The sequence below is a fragment of the Burkholderia sp. BCC0044 genome, assembly GCF_902832955.1.
GTDB lineage: Bacteria > Pseudomonadota > Gammaproteobacteria > Burkholderiales > Burkholderiaceae > Burkholderia.
This window is the reverse complement of sequence record NZ_CADFDO010000004.1, coordinates 871,433-889,331: the sequence shown is the minus strand read 5'-3', so window position 1 is coordinate 889,331 and position 17,899 is coordinate 871,433. Positions and strand designations below refer to the sequence as shown.

The 17,899-nt window shown below is 67.5% G+C and carries 16 protein-coding genes; 6 read left to right on the top strand and 10 right to left on the bottom strand.

The window, feature by feature from the left end; all coding sequences use genetic code 11:
* Positions 1-38: 38 nt before the first annotated feature.
* Both HWX14_RS26775 and HWX14_RS26770 read left to right on the top strand, forming a co-directional pair.
* The gene (locus HWX14_RS26775) at positions 39-362 is read left to right on the top strand and encodes a TfoX/Sxy family protein (protein ID WP_175885335.1); all 324 of its coding nucleotides are present in this window, start codon (positions 39-41) and stop codon (positions 360-362) included.
* Between the two features lie 90 nt (positions 363-452).
* Positions 453-1,373, top strand: coding sequence for a hypothetical protein (locus HWX14_RS26770; protein WP_175885334.1), 921 nt, complete (start codon positions 453-455; stop codon positions 1,371-1,373).
* Positions 1,374-1,404: 31 nt separating this feature from the next.
* Here the strand turns inward: HWX14_RS26770 and HWX14_RS26765 are convergent, their stop codons facing one another.
* Together HWX14_RS26765 and HWX14_RS26760 are read right to left on the bottom strand one after the other, a co-directional pair.
* Positions 1,405-2,556 (bottom strand): branched-chain amino acid ABC transporter substrate-binding protein, encoded by a 1,152-nt coding sequence (locus tag HWX14_RS26765; RefSeq protein ID WP_175885582.1) that lies wholly within the window; start codon positions 2,554-2,556, stop codon positions 1,405-1,407.
* Positions 2,557-2,593: 37 nt separating this feature from the next.
* Positions 2,594-3,823 carry an FAD-dependent oxidoreductase gene (locus HWX14_RS26760; protein ID WP_175885333.1) on the bottom strand — a complete coding sequence of 410 codons (1,230 nt, stop codon included), beginning with the start codon at positions 3,821-3,823 and terminating at the stop codon, positions 2,594-2,596.
* Between the two features lie 231 nt (positions 3,824-4,054).
* Here HWX14_RS26760 and HWX14_RS26755 point away from each other — a divergent pair, with 231 nt between their 5' ends.
* Positions 4,055-5,467, top strand: coding sequence for a PLP-dependent aminotransferase family protein (locus HWX14_RS26755; protein ID WP_175885332.1), 1,413 nt, complete (start codon positions 4,055-4,057; stop codon positions 5,465-5,467).
* A 10-nt stretch (positions 5,468-5,477) separates the two neighbouring features.
* Here the strand turns inward: HWX14_RS26755 and HWX14_RS26750 are convergent, their stop codons facing one another.
* Positions 5,478-5,741 (bottom strand): hypothetical protein, encoded by a 264-nt coding sequence (locus tag HWX14_RS26750; RefSeq protein WP_244130349.1) that lies wholly within the window; start codon positions 5,739-5,741, stop codon positions 5,478-5,480.
* Positions 5,742-6,333: 592 nt separating this feature from the next.
* Between HWX14_RS26750 and HWX14_RS26745 the strand changes: the two genes are divergently transcribed.
* Positions 6,334-7,758, top strand: coding sequence for a PLP-dependent aminotransferase family protein (locus HWX14_RS26745; protein ID WP_175885331.1), 1,425 nt, complete (start codon positions 6,334-6,336; stop codon positions 7,756-7,758).
* A 109-nt stretch (positions 7,759-7,867) separates the two neighbouring features.
* On the opposite strand, the gene HWX14_RS26740 is transcribed toward HWX14_RS26745, so the two are convergent.
* Both HWX14_RS26740 and HWX14_RS26735 read right to left on the bottom strand, forming a co-directional pair.
* Positions 7,868-9,274 carry a cation:dicarboxylase symporter family transporter gene (locus HWX14_RS26740; RefSeq protein ID WP_175885330.1) on the bottom strand — a complete coding sequence of 469 codons (1,407 nt, stop codon included), beginning with the start codon at positions 9,272-9,274 and terminating at the stop codon, positions 7,868-7,870.
* 26 nt (positions 9,275-9,300) lie between these two features.
* Positions 9,301-10,671 (bottom strand): adenylosuccinate lyase family protein, encoded by a 1,371-nt coding sequence (locus HWX14_RS26735; RefSeq protein ID WP_175885329.1) that lies wholly within the window; start codon positions 10,669-10,671, stop codon positions 9,301-9,303.
* 154 nt (positions 10,672-10,825) lie between these two features.
* Here HWX14_RS26735 and HWX14_RS26730 point away from each other — a divergent pair, with 154 nt between their 5' ends.
* The gene (locus HWX14_RS26730) at positions 10,826-11,557 is read left to right on the top strand and encodes a GntR family transcriptional regulator (protein ID WP_175885328.1); all 732 of its coding nucleotides are present in this window, start codon (positions 10,826-10,828) and stop codon (positions 11,555-11,557) included.
* A gap of 166 nt (positions 11,558-11,723) precedes the next feature.
* Here HWX14_RS26730 and moaD read toward each other — a convergent pair whose 3' ends face one another.
* The 5 genes from moaD to fdhD form a co-directional block, all read right to left on the bottom strand.
* Positions 11,724-11,981 (bottom strand): molybdopterin converting factor subunit 1, encoded by a 258-nt coding sequence (gene moaD, locus HWX14_RS26725; protein ID WP_006498429.1) that lies wholly within the window; start codon positions 11,979-11,981, stop codon positions 11,724-11,726.
* 53 nt (positions 11,982-12,034) lie between these two features.
* Complete coding sequence (locus tag HWX14_RS26720) at positions 12,035-12,607, bottom strand: molybdenum cofactor biosynthesis protein MoaE (RefSeq protein ID WP_053526677.1); 573 nt, start codon at positions 12,605-12,607, stop codon at positions 12,035-12,037.
* A gap of 47 nt (positions 12,608-12,654) precedes the next feature.
* Positions 12,655-13,779: a GTP 3',8-cyclase MoaA gene (gene moaA, locus HWX14_RS26715; RefSeq protein ID WP_175885327.1), complete on the bottom strand. Its 1,125-nt coding sequence runs from the start codon at positions 13,777-13,779 to the stop codon at positions 12,655-12,657.
* Positions 13,780-13,993: 214 nt separating this feature from the next.
* Positions 13,994-15,208: a gephyrin-like molybdotransferase Glp gene (gene glp / locus HWX14_RS26710; protein WP_175885326.1), complete on the bottom strand. Its 1,215-nt coding sequence runs from the start codon at positions 15,206-15,208 to the stop codon at positions 13,994-13,996.
* The gene (fdhD, locus tag HWX14_RS26705) at positions 15,205-16,077 is read right to left on the bottom strand and encodes a formate dehydrogenase accessory sulfurtransferase FdhD (protein ID WP_175885325.1); all 873 of its coding nucleotides are present in this window, start codon (positions 16,075-16,077) and stop codon (positions 15,205-15,207) included. Before fdhD ends, glp begins: the two co-directional genes overlap by 4 nt.
* Before the next feature lie 420 nt (positions 16,078-16,497).
* On the opposite strand from fdhD, the gene HWX14_RS26700 reads away from it, so the two are divergent.
* The gene (locus HWX14_RS26700) at positions 16,498-17,898 is read left to right on the top strand and encodes a cytochrome ubiquinol oxidase subunit I (protein WP_175885324.1); all 1,401 of its coding nucleotides are present in this window, start codon (positions 16,498-16,500) and stop codon (positions 17,896-17,898) included.
* The last annotated feature ends 1 nt before the right edge of the window (position 17,899 follow it).

Here is a 17,899-nt window from a genome sequence, read left to right as displayed (position 1 = left end):
GACGCAGGTCTGACGATTTTTCGATCCCGGAGATCCCTATGGCATCGAGCCAGAGCACGGTCGATTTCATCGTCGAACAGATCGCCGCGGCCGGTACGGTATCGGCGCGCAAGATGTTCGGCGAATACGGCGTCTATTGCGACGGCAGGATGGTCGCGCTCGTCTGCGACGACCGGCTGTTCGTCAAGCCGACGCCCGAAGGCCGCGCGTATCTCGGCGCGTGCGACGAGGCCCCGCCGTATGCGACCGCGAAGCCGCATCTCGTCATCGGCGGCGATCGCTGGGACGATCGCGAATGGCTGGCGACGCTGATCCGGATCACCGCTGCGCAATTGCCGCTGCCGGTGAAGCGCGGCCGATGACGATCATGCCGCATGCGACGTCACGCCCGCGGCGGGCAGGCGTATTCTGTGACACATGCGCGCGACCATCGTGCGCCACGGAGTAAACACATGGAGACATCCGGACCTTCGCGCGGCACGCGGCTCGCGCGTCGCGCGTGGCACGCGCTCGTCGCGACCCTGTGTGTGGGCTGGAGCGCGCTGTCGTTCGGCGCGGAGGGCGCAAACGGCGCGGCCGCGCTGCTCGACCGCTACCGCAGCCTCGGGCCTCAACTGAAGGACAACGCGTTTCATCGGCCCGTGGTGCTCGAATCGTCGGAAGCATCGTCGTCGCTGAAGGGCGACATCTACGCGGTCGTCGATTATCCGTTCGCGGTCGTGAACGGCCAGCTCAACGATGCCGCGCAAGGCCCCGCGAACTGGTGCGCGGTGCTGATCCTGCACCTGAACACGAAGTACTGTCATGCGTCGAGCGGCGGCAACGGCCCGGTGCTCGACGTGAACCTCGGCCGCAAGATCGAGCAGAAGCTGTCGGACACCTATCGCGTGCAGTTCCGCTATCGCGTGGCGGCCGCGACGCCCGACTATTTCCAGGTGGACCTGACCGCCGACAGCGGGCCGATGGGCACGAAGGATTACCGGATCGCGCTCGAGGCCGTGCCGGTCGGCGCGTCGCGCACGTTCCTGCATCTCACGTATTCGTATGGTTTCGGCACGGTCGGCCGGATGGCGATGAAGACCTATCTCGCGACGGTCGGCAGCGACAAGGTCGGGTTCACGAACGTCGGCGCCACCGGGGCCGCGCAGCCGCAGTACGTCGGCGGCGTGCGCGGGCTGCTGGAGCGCAACACGATGCGCTACTACCTCGCGATCGACACGTATCTCGCGACGCTCGACAAGCCGGTCGACCAGCGCCTCGCGCGCTGGTTCGACGCGACCGAGCAGTATCCGCAGCAGCTACATGAAGTGGAGCGCGGCGCGTATCTGCAGATGAAAGCGCAGGAGGTGCAGCGGCAGCAGACGGCGCGATAGGCGGCGCCTGCCGCCGGCTGCCCGGCGTCGATCAGTTCGACGCGCCGCCGACCGTGCGAATGCTGCGCCACTGCCCCTGTTCGACGCGGAACAGCGTGTACGGCGGCTTGACCAGGTCGCCGCGCTCGTCGAACGAGATCTTGCCGGTCACGCCGGTGACCGACACGCCGGGCAGGCTCGCGACGATCTTGCCGCGATCGAGCGAGTCGGCCTTGCGGACCGCCGCGATCATCGCGAGCGCGGCGTCGTACGCGAACGGCGCATACAGTTCGACGTCCTGGTTGAAGCGCGCCTTGTAGCGCTGCGCGAACGCGACGGCCGACGGCAGCTTGTCGAGCGCCGGGCCAGGCTCCAGATCCTGCGTGCCTTCGCCCGCGTTGCCGGCGATCTTCAGGAACGCGTTGCTTTTCAATGCGCCGGCGCCGAACAGTTGCGCGCGGATGCCGAGCGAGCGCATCTGCTTGACGAGCATCGCGCCCTGTTCGTCGAGCCCGCCGAAGAACAGCAGGTCGACGTTGTTGCTCTTCATCGTCGTCAGGATGCCGCGGAAATCGACGGCCTTGTCGTTCGTGTACTCGCGGCCGACGATGCTGCCGTGCGCGTCCTTCACGCCTTTCTCGAACGCATCGGCGAGACCCTGGCCGAACGCGGTGCGATCGTCGATGATGCCGATCCGCTTCGCCTTCAACTGCTCGACCGCGAAGCGGCCGGCCACCACGCCGCCGACCCCGTCGTGCCCCATCGTGCGGAACACGTTCCTGAAGCCCTGCATCGTCAGTTGCGGATTGGTCGAACCGGGCGTGATCATCGCGACGTTCGCCTGCTTGTAGACGGCCGACGCCGGAATGCTGCAGCCGGAGTTGTAGTGGCCGATCACGCCGACCACGCCGTCGTCGACGAGCTTCTGCGCGACCTGGATCGCGATGCGCGGATCGGCCTGGTCGTCCTGGACGTCGAGCACGAAGCGCACCGGTTTGCCGCCGATGGTCGGATGCTTCGCGTTTTCCTCGTCGAGCGCGAGCTGCGCGCCGTATTGCAGATCCTTGCCGACGCGCGCGACCGGCCCCGTCAGCGGGCCGGCGAAGCCGATCTTGACGGTTTCCGGGTCCGCGGCCCGCGCGGACGCCGCGACCGTGCCGATCGAGCAGACGGCCAGCCATGCCAGCCAGTGACGACGATTCATCATGCTTCTCCTTCAGGGGTGGAAAGCGTGGCGCGCGTCAGAATCGCGCGGCCCGGTACGGCGTGAGGTCCAGCGGCGGGGCGCGCTGGGCGACGAGGTCGGCGACGATCTGCCCGGTGATGCCGGCGAGCGTCACGCCGAGATGCTGATGACCGAATGCATGGATCACGCGCGCGCTGTCGCGTGCGCGGCCGATGACGGGCACGCCGTCGGGCAGCGTCGGCCGGAACCCGAGCCAGCTGCGCGTCGGTGCGCCGAGCGACGGCACGGCTTCGCGCGCAGAGCGTGTGAGCAACGCGACCAGCGACGGATTCATCGGCGCGTCGAAGCCGCCGAGTTCGACGGTGCCGGCCGCGCGCAGTCCTTCGTCGAGCGGCGTCATGTAGAAGCCGCGCTCGGCCCAGCCGACCGGCCGCGTGACGATCGGCGCGTGCACGCCGAATTGCACGTGATAGCCGCGTTCGGTGTCGAGCGGCACCGCGTCGCCGCACGCGGCCGCGAATTCGCGCGAACGGGCGCCCGCGGCAACGACGACGTGATCGAACGCGCGCACCGTGCCGCCCGCGTGCACGTTCACGCTGTCGCCGGCCGGGGCGATCCGTTCGACGCGCGCGCGTTCGAGCGTCGCGCCGGCGGCGGCGAGCTGGGCGAACAGTTCGCCGAGAAACCCGTGCGGATCGGAGAAATGCCAACTGCCGGCGAACAGCACGCCGCGCGCGAAAATCGGCGCGAGCGCGGGCTCGAGCCGGCGGATCGCGCTTGCATCGAGCGTCTCGAACGGCACGCCGAGCCGGCGTCGCAGTGCGAGCGACGGCTGCGCGGCGTCGAACGACGCCTGCCGCGCGTACAGGTACAGGCATTCGCGCGGCCGCACGAACGCCGCGAGCCGTGACGACGCGAGCAGCGGTGCGTAGCCGTCGGCGGCGCGCGACAGCAGCGCGGCCAGCGCAGTCGCGCTGCGTGCGTGGCGCGCGGGCGTCGATGCGAGCAGGAAGCGCGCGAGCCAGGGCGCGCCGTGCAGCAGGTACGGCCAGCGGATGCGCAGCGGGCTGTCGGCGGCGAACAGGAAATGCGGCAGGTTGCGGAACACCGACGGGCCGTTCACCGGCACGCAACCGTACGGCGCGAACGTCGCGGCATTGCCGAACGACGCGCCCTGGCCGATGCCGGCCGGATCGAACAACGTCACGCGATGCCCGTCGCGCTGCAGCCAGGCTGCAGCGCCGAGCCCGATGAAGCCCGCACCCACGATGGCGACGTTCGCCATGACGCTTCCCCTCCGGTCAACGTGATACACACAAAGATGCAATCAAGAATCACACATTCAATTTTTGTGTGCAATCAAAATTGTATTGTGTGGTGCTGGCGTTTACCCGATTTCAACCCGCTGATTCAGCAGACCTTTCGATGAACGATTGACGGGGCGGGGAGGTTCTATACAATCGCGGGGCAAGCCAAGACGGCAGACAAACGCTTTTTGTGTGGTCATAGGCGACAGATGGCATCAGACAAACTTTCCGGCGAGCGCGATGGCGGCCTGCCGGCGCAGGCGAAGCGGCCGACCTACGTCGAGGTCTCGAGCTCGATCGAGGCGGAAATCCGCAACGGCATGTATCCGCCCGGCAGCCGCCTGCCGCCGCAGCGCCAGCTCGCGACCGAACTCGGCATCAACGTGTCGACGGTGTCGCGCGCGTACAAGGAATTGCAACTGCGCGGCCTCGTGATCGGCAGCAAGCGTCGCGGCTCGCTCGTCACCGGCGGCGCGATGCCGAGCATCGAGCCGGCCCGCGCGTCGCTGGCGGCGGGCAACGGCGTGATCGACCTGACCGTGAACCGCCCGGCGACCGGCGAATTTCTCGCGAGCCTCGCGCAGACGTTCGGCACGCTGCCGAACGACCCGCGGTTTGCCGCGCTGCAGGAATACCAGCCGCCGCAAGGCCCCGACTGGGCGCGTGCGGCCGGCGCGCAGTGGCTGGCCGCGCCGGGCTTCGCGCCGTCGCCCGACCAGGTGGTCGTCACGAGCGGCGCGCAGCACGGGCTGTATGCGGTGCTCAACAGCCTGATCGGCACCGACGGCGTGATCGTCGCCGACCGCCTCACGTATTACGGGCTCAAGGCGCTCGCGCCGGTGTTCCAGTTCGAGATCGTCAGCGCGCCGGCCGACGACGACGGCTTGCTGCCCGACGAGATCGAACGGATCTGCCAGCGCATGCCGGTCAAGGCGATCTTCGTCGTGCCGAACCTGCAGAATCCGACCGTGACGACGATGAGCCTCGCGCGCCGGATGGCGCTCGTCGACATTGCGCGGCGCCATCACGTGACGATCATCGAGGACGACGTGTACGGCCCGCTCGTGCGCGACCGGCTGCCGGCGATCGCGGGGCTGTGCCCGGAGCTGACGTTCCATATCGGCGCGACGTCGAAGATCCTCGCGCCGGGGCTGCGCCTCGGTTACCTGAGCTGCCCGCGCGACAGCGTCGCGCTGTGCGCGGAAGCCGTGCGCACCACTGCATGGATGCCGGCGCCCACGTCGATGCTGATCGCGACGGTGTGGATCGAGGACGGCACGGCCGAGCGGATCATGGCCGCGCAACTCGCGGAGATTCGCGCGCGCGTCGATCTCGCGCGGGAACTGCTGCCGGCCGGGCAGCTGAAGGCCGACCCCGCCTGCATGTTCGTGTGGCTGCGGCTGCCGCCGCCGTGGCGGGCCGACGACTTCGCCGCGAATGCGAAAGCGCGCGGCGTGATCGTGATGCCTTCGTCGACCTTCGCGGTCGACCGCGCGGAACTCGAGCACGGCGTGCGCATCAACCTCGCGTGCCCGGCCACCCGCGACGAACTCGTCAACGGGCTGCGCATCCTGTCCGGCACGCTGAAGGACCGGCCGCGCGCGCTGTTCGGTTCGATCTGACGGCGCCGGCTCAGTCGAGCAACCTCGCGACCACGTCGACGATCCGCTGCAGCAGCGCTTCGTCATAAGGCAGCCACGGCACCGCGCGCAGCGGCGACGGCGGCGGCGCGATCTCGGGCTCGACCGGCTCGCCGTCGCGCGTCACGCGGCCGGTCGCGCAATGCACCGACCACGCGCCGACGCGCACGTGGCATTCGTCGATCGCGATCCTCCCTTGCGCAACCGCTTCGGTGAACACGAGCGACGGCACCTGCCTGCGCTGTTGCGCCATCACGCCCAGCGGCAGATCCGACAACCGGTTCAGGCGGTGCCGGCGTTCCGTTTCGATATCGCGCTGGCGGGCCGGGTCCGTCGTGCGTGCGGCGGCGGCCGACGACGACGCTGGCTACGTGTTCGATCGTGGACTGCATCGCGTGGCTCTCGTAACGAAAACCCTGCAGTCGTGCCCCCCAATTGATCCGCTCGCGTGGACGCCCGTGCGCCGGGCGTTCCAGGCCGATCCGGCCGCGTCGTGCCGGCCACCCGACCGTCCGGCCATTTCATAAGACGTACAGTTTTCCCGCGATGCGTGATGCGCGCCGAACTGTACTCTTGTTCGCGCGTTCGATGTGTGTACTCGTCGCCAACTGTTCTTCTCTTAAGATCCAGCCATCAAGTGCACAGTGCCGCAGATCCAGCTGATCCGGAACCCTGCCGGCGCATCTTCAAGAGAGAGCCAGTGCGATGGAAAAGGCAAAACCGGAGGGGAAGATCAGGAATCACGACGGCCCGGTCGGCGGGCGAAACACGTGCAAGACGTGCCATACGTGCGTATTGGACGCGCACGGCGGGGCGGCGCCGCTGCGCGCGCCGGCGGGAGACGCACGATGAAACTCTATGAAAAACTCGCGGACGATATCGAGCGCCTGATCCGCCAGGGCGTGTACCGGCACGGCGACCGGATTCCGTCGGTGCGGCAGGCGAGCCAGCAGCACCGGATCAGCATCACGACCGTGCTGCATGCATATCTGCTGCTGGAAAGCCGCGGGCTGCTCGAAAGCCGGCCGCAGTCGGGCTATTTCGTGAACCTGCGGCGCGACGACGGTCATGCGCCGGTGCGCGAGCTGCGGCCGTCGAAGCCGATCGCGATCTCGTCGTCGGTCGACGTGAGCCGGCTCGTGCTGTCGACGCTGCGCTCGATCGGCACGGACGACGCGGTGCCGCTCGGCTCGCCGTATCCGGACCCGAGCCTGTTTCCGTTCGAGAAGCTGAACCGCTACGCGTATGCGGCCGGCCGCGACAAGTCGCTGTGGGGCGTGACCGACGGGCTGCCGCCCGGACACCCGCGGCTGATCCGGCAGATCGCGCGCCGCTACCTGGAAAACGGGATGTCGGTGGACCCGAACGAGATCATCGTGACGGTCGGCGCGACGGAGGCGATCAACCTGTGCCTGCAGGCGGTCGCGAAGCCGGGCGACACGATTGCGGTGGAATCACCGACGTTCTACGCGATGCTGCACGCGATCGAGCGGATGGGGATGAAGGCGATCGAGGTCGCCACGCATCCGGAATACGGAATCGACATCGCGGCGCTGGCCGCGATCGCGAAGTCGCAGCCGATCGCCGCATGCATGGTGATGCCGAACTTTCAGAACCCGCTCGGCTTCCAGATGCCGGACGAACGCAAGCGCGAACTGGTTGAGTTCGCAACGAAGTCAGACCTGCCGATCATCGAGAACGGCGTGTACAACGAGCTGTATTTCGGCGACACGCATCCGAGTTCGCTGAAATCCTACGACCGGACCGGAATCGTGCTGCACTGTTCGTCGTTCTCGAAGAGCCTGACGGCCGCGTACCGGATCGGCTGGGCGCTGCCGGGCCGCTACCGCGATCAGGTCGAGAAACTGAAGTTCCTGAATACGCTGGCGACGCCGTCGTTACCGCAGTTGGCGATCGCGGAGTTTCTCGAACGCGACGGCTACGAGCACCACCTGCGGCGCTTGCGCAAGGCGTATGCGCAGCAGGCGAACCTGATGCGTGCGATGGTGTCGCGGTTTTTTCCGGAAGGCACGCGCATTTCGAGTCCGGCGGGTGGGTACGTGCTGTGGGTCGAGTTGCCCGCGCAGGTCGATGCGATGCGGTTGTACCAGCTCGCGCTGGAGCAGGGGATCACGATCGGGCCCGGCTACATGTTCTCGATCACGGACAACTACCGGAACTTCATCCGGTTGAACTACAGCAGCCCGTGGTCGCCGGAGATCGAGCAGGCGGTGATCACGGTCGGGAAGCTGGCCGCGGCGTGCATGCGGTGAAGGGGTGCTTTGCGGGGCGTTGCGCGTCGATGACGAAGCCGGCCTCGTGCCGGCTTCGTTTGGGTTCTTCGTGGATTTTCGTGGGCGTCGCTTTCGCCCCAAACCAGTGCTACAGACCGCCGCGCTTGAGCGGCATCCCCGGCGAATGCGGATTCACGTCGTCGGCGTCTTCGGGAAGAAGGTTGCCATCGTCGAGCTTCGCATCGGCACGCGCTGTCGCGGGATAACGTTCCGGGTACAGGTGGCGCCGGGCGATCGTCTCATCGAACGTACCGGACCATTTCGCAACGACTACCGTGGCCAGGCTGTTGCCGATCGTATTGCACGTTGCAATCGCCATCGACATGAAGCGGTAGACGCCAAAGATCAGCGCGAGTCCTTCTACCGGCAGCAGCCCCGTCGACGTCACCGTCGCCGCGAACACGACGAACGATCCGCCGGATACCGTCGCGGCGCCTTTCGACGTCAACAGCATCAGCAGCAGGATGCCGATCTGGTGCTCGAACGTGAGCGGCACGTTGTACGCGTGCGCGATGAACATCACGCCCGTCGCCATGAAGATCGACGTCCCGTCGAGATTGAACGCATAGCCGGTCGGCAGCACGAGACCGACCGTCTGCTTCGCGCAGCCGAGTCGCTCGAGCTTGATCAGCAGACGCGGCAACGCGCTTTCCGATGACGCGGTGCCGAGCACGATCAGGAGCTCGTCCTTGATGTAGCGCATGAAGCGCCACATGCTGAAGCCGGCCAGCTTCGCGACGATGCCCATCACGACCACGATGAACAGCACCACGATCGCGTAGAAGCTGAGCACCAGTTGCGCGAGCGCGACCAGCACGGCTGTCCCGTTGCTGCCGACCGCGAACGCGATCGCGCCGAAGGTGCCGAGCGGGGCAAGCTTCATCACGAGATTGATGAACGAGAACATGACCTCCGATATCTGGTCGAGCCCGGCGTTGATTCGCGCGCGCCGCCCTTCGGGAATCGCGAGAATGCCGATGCCGACCATCACCGCGAGCACGACCACCTGCAGCAGTTCGCCTTTCGCGAACGCGCCGATGAAGTTGTCTGGCACGAGATGCATCACGAATTCGGTGAACCCTTGCGGCGCCGCCTTTGCCGCGGTGACCGACACCTTGCCGAGCGCCACGGACGTCATGCCCTGGCCGGTCTGCAGCAGATTGCCGGCGACCAGGCCGAACGCCAGCGCGATCGTCGACACGACTTCAAAGTAGACGATCGCCCGCCAGCCGACCCGCCCCGCGCTCTTCACGTCGCCGGCGGAAGCGATGCCGTGCACGATCGTCAGGAACACGAGCGGCGCAACGCCGGCCTTGATCAGCGCGAGAAAAACGTCGCCGAGAATCTTCAACTGCGTGCCGAATTTCGGAAACAGCAGCCCGGCGACGATGCCGAGCACCAGCGACGCGAGCACTTGCATGCCGAGCTTGCGATACCACGGGCGCTTCGGCGCCGGGGCGACCGGTTCGTCGCGCGAGGTCTGTGCGTGATTCATGATGGTGTCTCCTCCACGACGTCCGTTCAGATTTCGCGGGACAGTGCGATCGCCCGATCGACCATCTGTGGGGCGAGGCCCAGGTAGTTGACGGGATCCGTCATGCGTTCGATCGCGTCGCGATCGAAGTGCCGGGTCACGTCGGGCAGTGCGGCCAGCGCTTCGGCGAGCGTGCCGCCCTTCTCGTTGACCGTGCGGCACGCGTCATACACGATGTCGTGCGCCTGCTGGCGCCCGGTGAACGGCGCGATCTGCATCATCGCGGCTTCGGCGACAATCAGCCCGTTGCTGATGCCGAGGTTCTGCTTCATCCGTTGCGCATCGACGATCAGCCCGCCGAGCGCGAACTTCGCCTGATGCAGCGCCCCCGATGTCAGGATGAAGCTCTCCGGAATCGCGATCCATTCCGCATGCCATGGACCTGTCGCGCGCTCGAAATCCTGAATCATCGCGTCGACCATCAGGCCCGCGTGCTGCCGCACCGCTTTCGCCGCCGCCAGCATCAGCTCGCTCGAGATCGGATTGCGCTTCTGCGGCATCGTGCTGCTTGCGCCGCGCCCCTTGACGAACGGTTCATACACTTCCGCGAACTCGTTCGACGCCATGATCATGATGTCGATCGCGATCTTGCCGAGGGAGCCCGTGACCAGCGCAAGCAGGTTCACCGCTTCGGCGAAGCCGTCGCGCGCGACGTGCCACGTCGTTGCGGGCACACCGAGCTTCAGTTCTTCCGCAAGCGCCTTCTGGACGTCGAAACCCTTGTCGCCGAGCGACGCCAGCGTGCCGGCCGCGCCCGCGAACTCGACGACCGCGACGCGCGAGCGCAGCTCCGCGAGCCGCTGCTGATGTCGGTCGAACATCGCGAGCCAGATTGCGGCCTTGTATCCGAACGTGACCGGCAGCGCCTGTTGCAGATGCGTGCGACCCGCCATCGCGGTATCGCGATGCTTGCGCGCGAGATCGGCAAGGATGCCGCGCAACGCGCGGATGTCGCCGTCGATCGAATCGAGCGCATCCCTCACTTGCAGCGACACGGCGGTATCCATGATGTCCTGCGTCGTTGCCCCCCAATGCACGTAGCGGCCCGCGTCCCCGCACATCGCGACGAGCTGGTGCACGAGCGGCAGGATGGGATAGCCGACGATGTCCGTCTCCTCGCGCATGTGATCGAAATCGATGCGCTCGATGCTCGCTTCCCGTGCAATCACGTCGGCCGCTTCGGCTGGAATCACACCGACACGCGCCTCGGCCTTCGCGAGCGCGACTTCGACGTCGATGTAGCGCTGCACGAGCGCGTAATCGGAGAACAACGCGCGCATTTTCGCGGTGCCGAAGGCATCCCGAAACAGAATCGAATCGACGACGGTGCTGGAGACAGGGATGGTGCGGCTGGGCATGGCGACCTCTGGAAGCGGAAACGGGGAAAGACATCGGGCCTTCAACATCGAGTGCCTCAATATGTCCGGACATATGGAAGCGTATTATGTCCGGACATATTGATCCAGCGATGTTTACCCTTAAACTGTCGGCGATGACCGATACGCAGAGAAAATGAACAGACCCCACTTCGCCGAGATCGCGCGCGACCTGACTGAAGGCATCGCGTCCGGCCGCTTTCCGGTCGGCTCGTACTTGCCGACCGAGCTTGAATTGCGCGATCTGTACAAGACGAGCCGGCACACGGTTCGCGCGGCGCTGCACGAGCTGCAGCAACTTGGCTTCGTGTCGCGGCGCAAGAACGCGGGAACGCGTGTCGAATCCGCGCAACCGAAAAACGACTTCCGGCCGTCGCTCGCTTCGATCGAAGATCTCGTCCAGTTCGGTTCGGAGAACCTGCGCGTGGTGCAGTCGATCGAGGAGCTCGCGGCGGAGGGCGCGCTCGCGAAGGTTCTGAAGTGCGAAGAAGGCGCACGCTGGCTGCGCATTTCGAGCCTGCGCGTGGAACGCGACGCGACGCGTCCGCCGATCGGCTGGACGGACGTCTATATCGATCCGGGCTATCTGGAGATCGCGGAGACGGCTCGCCACGAGCCGGATACGCTGATCAGTGCATTGATTGAAGCGCGTTACGGACGATGCGTCGCAGAGATCCAGCAGAATGTGCAGGCGGTGAACGTCTCGCCGGAAATGGCTGCGCGACTACGGATCCCGGCGGGAACGGCCGCGCTCGAAATCGTGCGGCGTTATCTCGATTCGACAGGCGTGGCGTTCGAAATCTCGATCAGCATTCACCCGGCCGAACGATTCTCTGTTTCCATGAGGCTGAAACGGTCCGAGAGTTGAACGGGCGGACGGGTGAAAGTGCCGTCCACAGCGGCACGCCGAAGCAGACAGCAGGTCTGCCCGGTATCTGCTTTGACGCCGGTGCGGTGAGCGCGTGTGCGTTCGCGATCGATGCGCCGATCGCGGCGAAATGACTGCATCGAAGCGCGCAGCCCCGCGCGTCGCGTCATCCCCCCGTCACCGGCGGGAAGAACGCGACCTCGCTATCCTCCCGCACGACGAATTCCCCGGTCACCATTTCGAGGTTCACGGCCGCCCGCACGGGGCGGTCCATCCGCAGTGCGTCCGCGCTGCGCGCGTCGCGCGCGGCCAGCGTGCCGCGCAGCGCGTCGACGGTGAGTTCGCGGGCGTCGATCTCGACGGTTTCTTCGTCGAGCGCCAGTTGTTCGCGAATGCTCGCGAAGTATTTGATCGTCAGTTTCATTCGGATGTCTCGAGCAGGGAACGGCGGAATCGAAAAACGCGAAGCGAACGCGGTCAGCCCCAGCGCCGCATCGCCTGATCGTCGTGCGCCTTCGCCTCGACCCAGCCGGATTCGCCGTCGTGCCGGATTTCCTTCTTCCAGAACGGCGCGTGGGTCTTCAGGAAATCCATCAGGAATTCGCATGCATCGAACGCGGACGCGCGATGCGCGGCGGCCACGACGACCAGCACGACCGGCTGGCCCAGCGGAATGCGGCCCACGCGATGCACGATCCTGACCGCTTCGAGCCGCCAGCGCGCCGTGGCCTCCTCGACGATGCTCCACAGCGCCTGTTCGGTCATCGTCGGGTAGTGCTCGACTTCCAGCGCGACGACGTCGTCGACGTCGCCTTCCTTGCGCACGACCCCGAGAAAATTCACGACCGCACCGACATTCGGATTGCGAACGATCGGTGCAAGCTCCGCGCCCGCGTCGATCGGCGCATGCTGCACGCGCACTTCGAAGCCGGCGGCGATCGCGGGCGCCGATTCGGGGTGCGGGTCGGCCGCGTCGACGGGCGGCGGGGCGCTGCCCGCACGCGGCGGATCGTCCGGCAGCCCGGCGCGGGATTCGGTGAAGGTCGTCATGACAGGTTCTCCAGTGGGCGGCGCATCCGGTGTCGCGCGGCGGCCCGTCAGCCGCCGACGAGCGACATGCGCACGGTCGGATAGGTCTTGCCCGCCGCGCGGGCCGGCCGTGCGGCCCGGCGCTCGGAATAGCGGTCGTCGCGCTGCGTCCAGCGGGCGCGCACGGCGGCGGCGAGGTCGGCGGTCGACGCCGCGTCGTCGAGCCACGGCCGCAGGTCGGTGCCTTGGGTCGCGAACAGGCACGTATAAAGCTGGCCGTCGGCCGACACGCGGGCGCGCGAGCAGGTGCCGCAGAACGGATGCGACACGCTCGCGATGAAGCCGACTTCGCCCGCGCCATCGATGTGCGCGCAACGAATCGCGGTGGCGTCGTGCCCCGGTTCGCCGACGAGCACGAGCGGGTAGTGTTCGTCGATCAGCGCGCGCATCCTCGCGGCCGGCACGACCTTGTCGCCGGACCAGAAGCTGGCGCCGCCGACATCCATGTATTCGATGAAACGTACGGCCACGCCCGTGTGCCGGAAGTGCCGCACGAGCGGCAGGATCTGGTCGTCGTTCACGCCGCGCTCGATCACCGCGTTGACCTTGACCGGCGCGAGCCCGGCCGCCTGCGCGGCCTCGATGCCGGCCAGCACGCGCGACACCGGCACGTCGGCGTCGCTCATCCGGCGGAACACCGCGTCGTCGAGCGCATCGAGGCTCACGGTCACGCGCGACAGCCCCGCATCGCGCAGCGTGCGTGCCTTCGCGGCGAGCAGCGAGCCGTTGGTCGTCAGCGCGATTTCGACGGGCTTGCCGTCGACGGTCGTCAGCGCGGCAAGCCGTTCGATCAGCGTTTCGAGGTGGCGGCGCAGCAGCGGCTCGCCGCCCGTGATGCGGATCTTCTCGACGCCGAGCGACGTGAACGCGCGGGCGATCTTTTCCAGTTGCGCGAACGACAAGCGCTCGGACGACGGCATGAACGCGTAGTCGGCGCCGAAGCTTTCGCGCGGCATGCAGTAGCCGCAGCGGAAGTTGCACTGGTCGATGACGGACAGGCGCAGGTCGCGCAGCGGCCGGCCGAGCGTGTCGGACGGGCGGGGGACAGCGCCGGGCGACGCGCCGCCGGATGAAGCGGCGACGGCCGGCGCGGCGGAAACGATGGCATTCACGATCGGGTCGTCGGCCTGCATGAAGTAAGCGGAGCGGCGTCGTCGTTCGGTGCGGGTGCCGACGTGTCGGCGCACCGGTCGTGACGAGCCTCATCGTGAGCATAGTCCGCCGGGTTTGGCCGGCAGAGACACAATCGCGCCCGAATTGCAGGAATACAGTTCGCCGCGCGGGAAGCGCGACAGGCGCGGAGAAGGGGGCGAAAGCGCCGCATCGGGCGGCTATTCGGCGTCGCGCTCATGCGAGCCAGCGCGCGAATTCGTAGTACGGAACCGCGTCGCCGCGCGCGATGGTGCGCCCGGCCGGCAGCCGCGCGAGCCCGCTCGCCTGCACCAGCGACTGCAGCGTGCCGGCGCCTTGCTGACGCAGCGTGTCGAGCACCGGTGCGCCGTCGGCGTCCACCGTGCAGCGCACGCGCACGAAGCGCTCGCGCTGCGCATCCGGCTCGAAGCCGGTGTCGATCGGCAGCGACGGCACGACCGGCAGGCGCGCGTCGCGCCCCTGCAGGCGGCGGATCAGCGGCGCGACGAACAGCGCGAATGCCGTCATCGCGGCGCCCGGATTGCCGGGCAGCAGCACCACGGGCCGCGCATCGAGCCGCGCGAGCGCGACCGGCTTGCCGGGTTTCATGCGCACGCCGGCGACGACGAACGACGCGCCGAGCGCGGTCAGCGCCGGACGCAGCAGATCCTTGTCGCCGACCGACGCGCCGCCGACGCAGATCACGAGGTCGCACTGCGCATGCAGGTCGCGCAACGCGCGATCGACGGCGGTCGCCGTATCGGCGGCGTGCAGGCTCATCGCGACGTCGGCGCCGGTTCCCGCGACCAGCGCGGCGAGCATCGGCGCATTGCTGTTGTAGATCTGCTGCGGCGCACGCGGCTCCCCGCACGCGACGAGTTCGTCGCCGGTCGTCAGGATGCCGACGCGCAGCGCCGTACGCACGTGGACGTGGGCGAACCCCTGCGCGGCGGCCACGCCGACGTGCATCGCGCCCATCCGCACGCCGGCCGACACGAGCCGATCGCCGGCGCGCACTTCCTCGCCGCGGCGGCGGATGTGCGACCCGCTGCGTTGGGGCGCGTCGAACGTGACGCCGCCGTCCCGTTCGTGCGCATGCTCCTGCATCACGACGGTGTCGGCGCCGGGCGGAATCAGGCTGCCGGTGAAGAGGCGTGCGGCCGTGCGCGGCGCGAGCGGCGCGGGCGTATCGCCGGCATAGCAGCGCTGCGCGACACGCAGCGGCTCGCCGTGCGCGAGGTCCGCATGACGCACCGCGTAGCCGTCCATCGCGCTCTGGTCGGTCGGCGGCTGGTCGAGCACGGCCGTCAGCGGCTCGGCGAGCACGTGGCCGGCCGCTTGCGCGATCGGCACGGACCTGGTGCGCTCGAGCGGCGCGAACGCGCCGGCGAATTGCTGCTGCGCGGTATCGAAATCGGACAGGTGTGTCATGACGAGCAGGCGGGTTGCGCTGGTGCAGGCGCTGGTGGATCGGGGTGAACGGCAGCAGGCGACACGTATTCGACGAAGCCGTCGTTGCGGCAGAAACCGAGCAGCCGCACGCCGGCTTCGCGGGCGACGTCGATCGCGAGCGACGTCGGCGCCGAGATCGTCGCGATCATCGGGATGCCGACCCGCGCGGCCTTGCGCACCAGTTCGTAGCTCGCGCGGCTCGACAGGAACACGAAGCCCGCGCGCAGGTCCGCGCGGCGGCGCGCGAGCTGGCCGATCAGCTTGTCGAGCGCGTTGTGGCGGCCGACGTCCTCGAATACGTCGAGCACGGCGCCGTCGCGGTCGCACCACGCGGCCGCATGGATGCCGCCCGTCTCGCGCATCAGCGTCTGCCGGGCCGGCAATGCACGCGCGGCATGCGCGATCGCGTCGGCGCCGATGCCCGCGGCCGTGCCGGCGGCCGCGATACGCGGCGGATGCAGGTCGAGCTGCGCGATGCTCTCGATCCCGCACACGCCGCAACCCGTGCGGCCGGCCAGCGCGCGGCGGTGCGCCTTCAGCGCCATGAACGCCTGCTGCGACACGGTGAGCCGCACTTCGGCGCTGCCGGGCCGGCATTCGCTTTCGATGTCGAAGACGTCCGACGCACGTTCGACGATGCCTTCGCTCAGCGCGAAGCCGAGGCCGAACGCGTCGAGGTCGATCGGCGTCGCCATCATCACCGTATGCGAGATGCCGTTGAACACGAGTGCAACCGGCGTTTCGTCGACGACGCGATCGACGGCGTCGCGCGCGTTGCCGGCACGATGGCGTGTCACATGGCACGCGGTGCTGCCGGTCGGCTCGTCGCGGCGGGTGCAGGACTCCATGCGGTTTTCTCCAGGGGGCGGCCGGCGGGCCGGCCGGGCTCGGCGCAGGCGCCGAACCACGGGAATCGATGCCGCCGGGCGGGCGCCGAAGGGCGCGCAGCCGCCGCGGACAGGCGTTGCATAAGATGTTAAGTGAGGTGAACAGTGCGCCCGAGGTACAGCGCCGCCACGCGGAAAGCAGTACAGCTGAGCGTCCCGCCGGCACGAAAACTATTTTCCGTACACACATCTTCGGCGGCGCAAGCAGCACAGTTTCAGCGCACGTTCGAGTGATTGCGAGTATCGTGGCAAACGCGATATCGTCATTCACGCTTCGATGCCGTGCGAGCGACCGGTTGTGTTCGCACGTGTTGTCGCCAAGCCGTCGCGCGATTTCCTGCTTCGAGCGTACGTCCTCACAACCACGAGCAAATTACGGTCATGGAAATCTTCGATGCGTTCCATCTCGCCCGATTGCAATTCGCATTCACGGTGTCGTTCCACATCGTGTTCCCCGCGATCAGCATCGGCATGGCGAGCTTCCTGGCGGTGCTGGAATGGCGCTATCTCGTCACCGGCGACGCCGCCTACAAATCCATGTTTCAGTTCTGGTCGAAGATCTTCGCGATCGGCTTCGGGATGGGCGTGGTCTCCGGCGTCGTGATGGCGTACGAGTTCGGCACCAACTGGTCCGGGTTCTCGCGCGTCGCGGGCAACATCACCGGGCCGCTGCTCACGTACGAAGTCCTGACGGCGTTCTTCCTCGAAGCCGGCTTCCTCGGCGTGATGCTGTTCGGCTGGCAGCGCGTCAGCCCGCGCGCGCACTTCTTCGCGACGCTGATGGTCGCGGTCGGCACGCTGATCTCGACGTTCTGGATTCTCGCGTCGAACAGCTTCATGCAGACGCCGCAAGGCTACAAGATCGAGAACGGCCTCGTCGTGCCGGTCGACTGGTTCAAGATCGTCTTCAACCCGTCGTTTCCGTACCGTCTCGTGCACATGACGATCGCGGCGTTCATCGTCGCAGGCTTCATCGTCGCCGCGTGCGGCGCGTGGCACCTGCTGAAGGGGCGGCGCGACGAGCCGGTGAAGCGCAGCTTCTCGATGGCGCTGTGGATGCTGCTGGTGCTCGCGCCGATCCAGATCGTCGTCGGCGACGCGCACGGGCTGAACACGCGCGAATACCAGCCGGCGAAGATCGCGGCGATCGAAGGGCTGTGGGAAACCGAGAAGGGCGGCACCGCGCTGAACCTCGTCGGGCTGCCCGACATGCAGGCCGAAACCACCCGCTATGCGATCCAGGTGCCGCACCTCGGCAGCCTGATCCTCACGCACAGCTGGGACGGCGAGATTCGCGGGCTGAAGGAATTCGCGCCGCAGGACCGCCCGTATTCGCCGATCATCTTCTGGACGTTCCGGATCATGGCCGGCCTCGGGATGCTGATGCTGCTCACTGCGCTGCTCGGGCTGCTGCTCAGAAAGGGCGGGCGCCTGTACGAGACGCGCTGGTTCCAGTGGTTCGTGGTGGCGATGGGGCCGTCGGGCATCGTCGCGCTGCTGGCCGGCTGGATCACGACCGAGGTGGGGCGGCAGCCGTGGACCGTGTACGGCGTGCTGCGCACGATCGACTCGGTCTCCCCGCTCACCGCGCAGCAGGTCGGCGTGTCGCTGCTGGTCTTCGTGGTCGTGTATTTCCTGGTATTCGGAACGGGGATCTACTACATGATGAAACTGATGAAGCGCGGGCCGGCGGCCCAGGCCGGCTACATCGAGCTGCACCGGCATCCGGGGCTGCGCAAGAGCGCGCTGTCCACGCCGCTGAACGTCACGGAGGCGGAGTAAC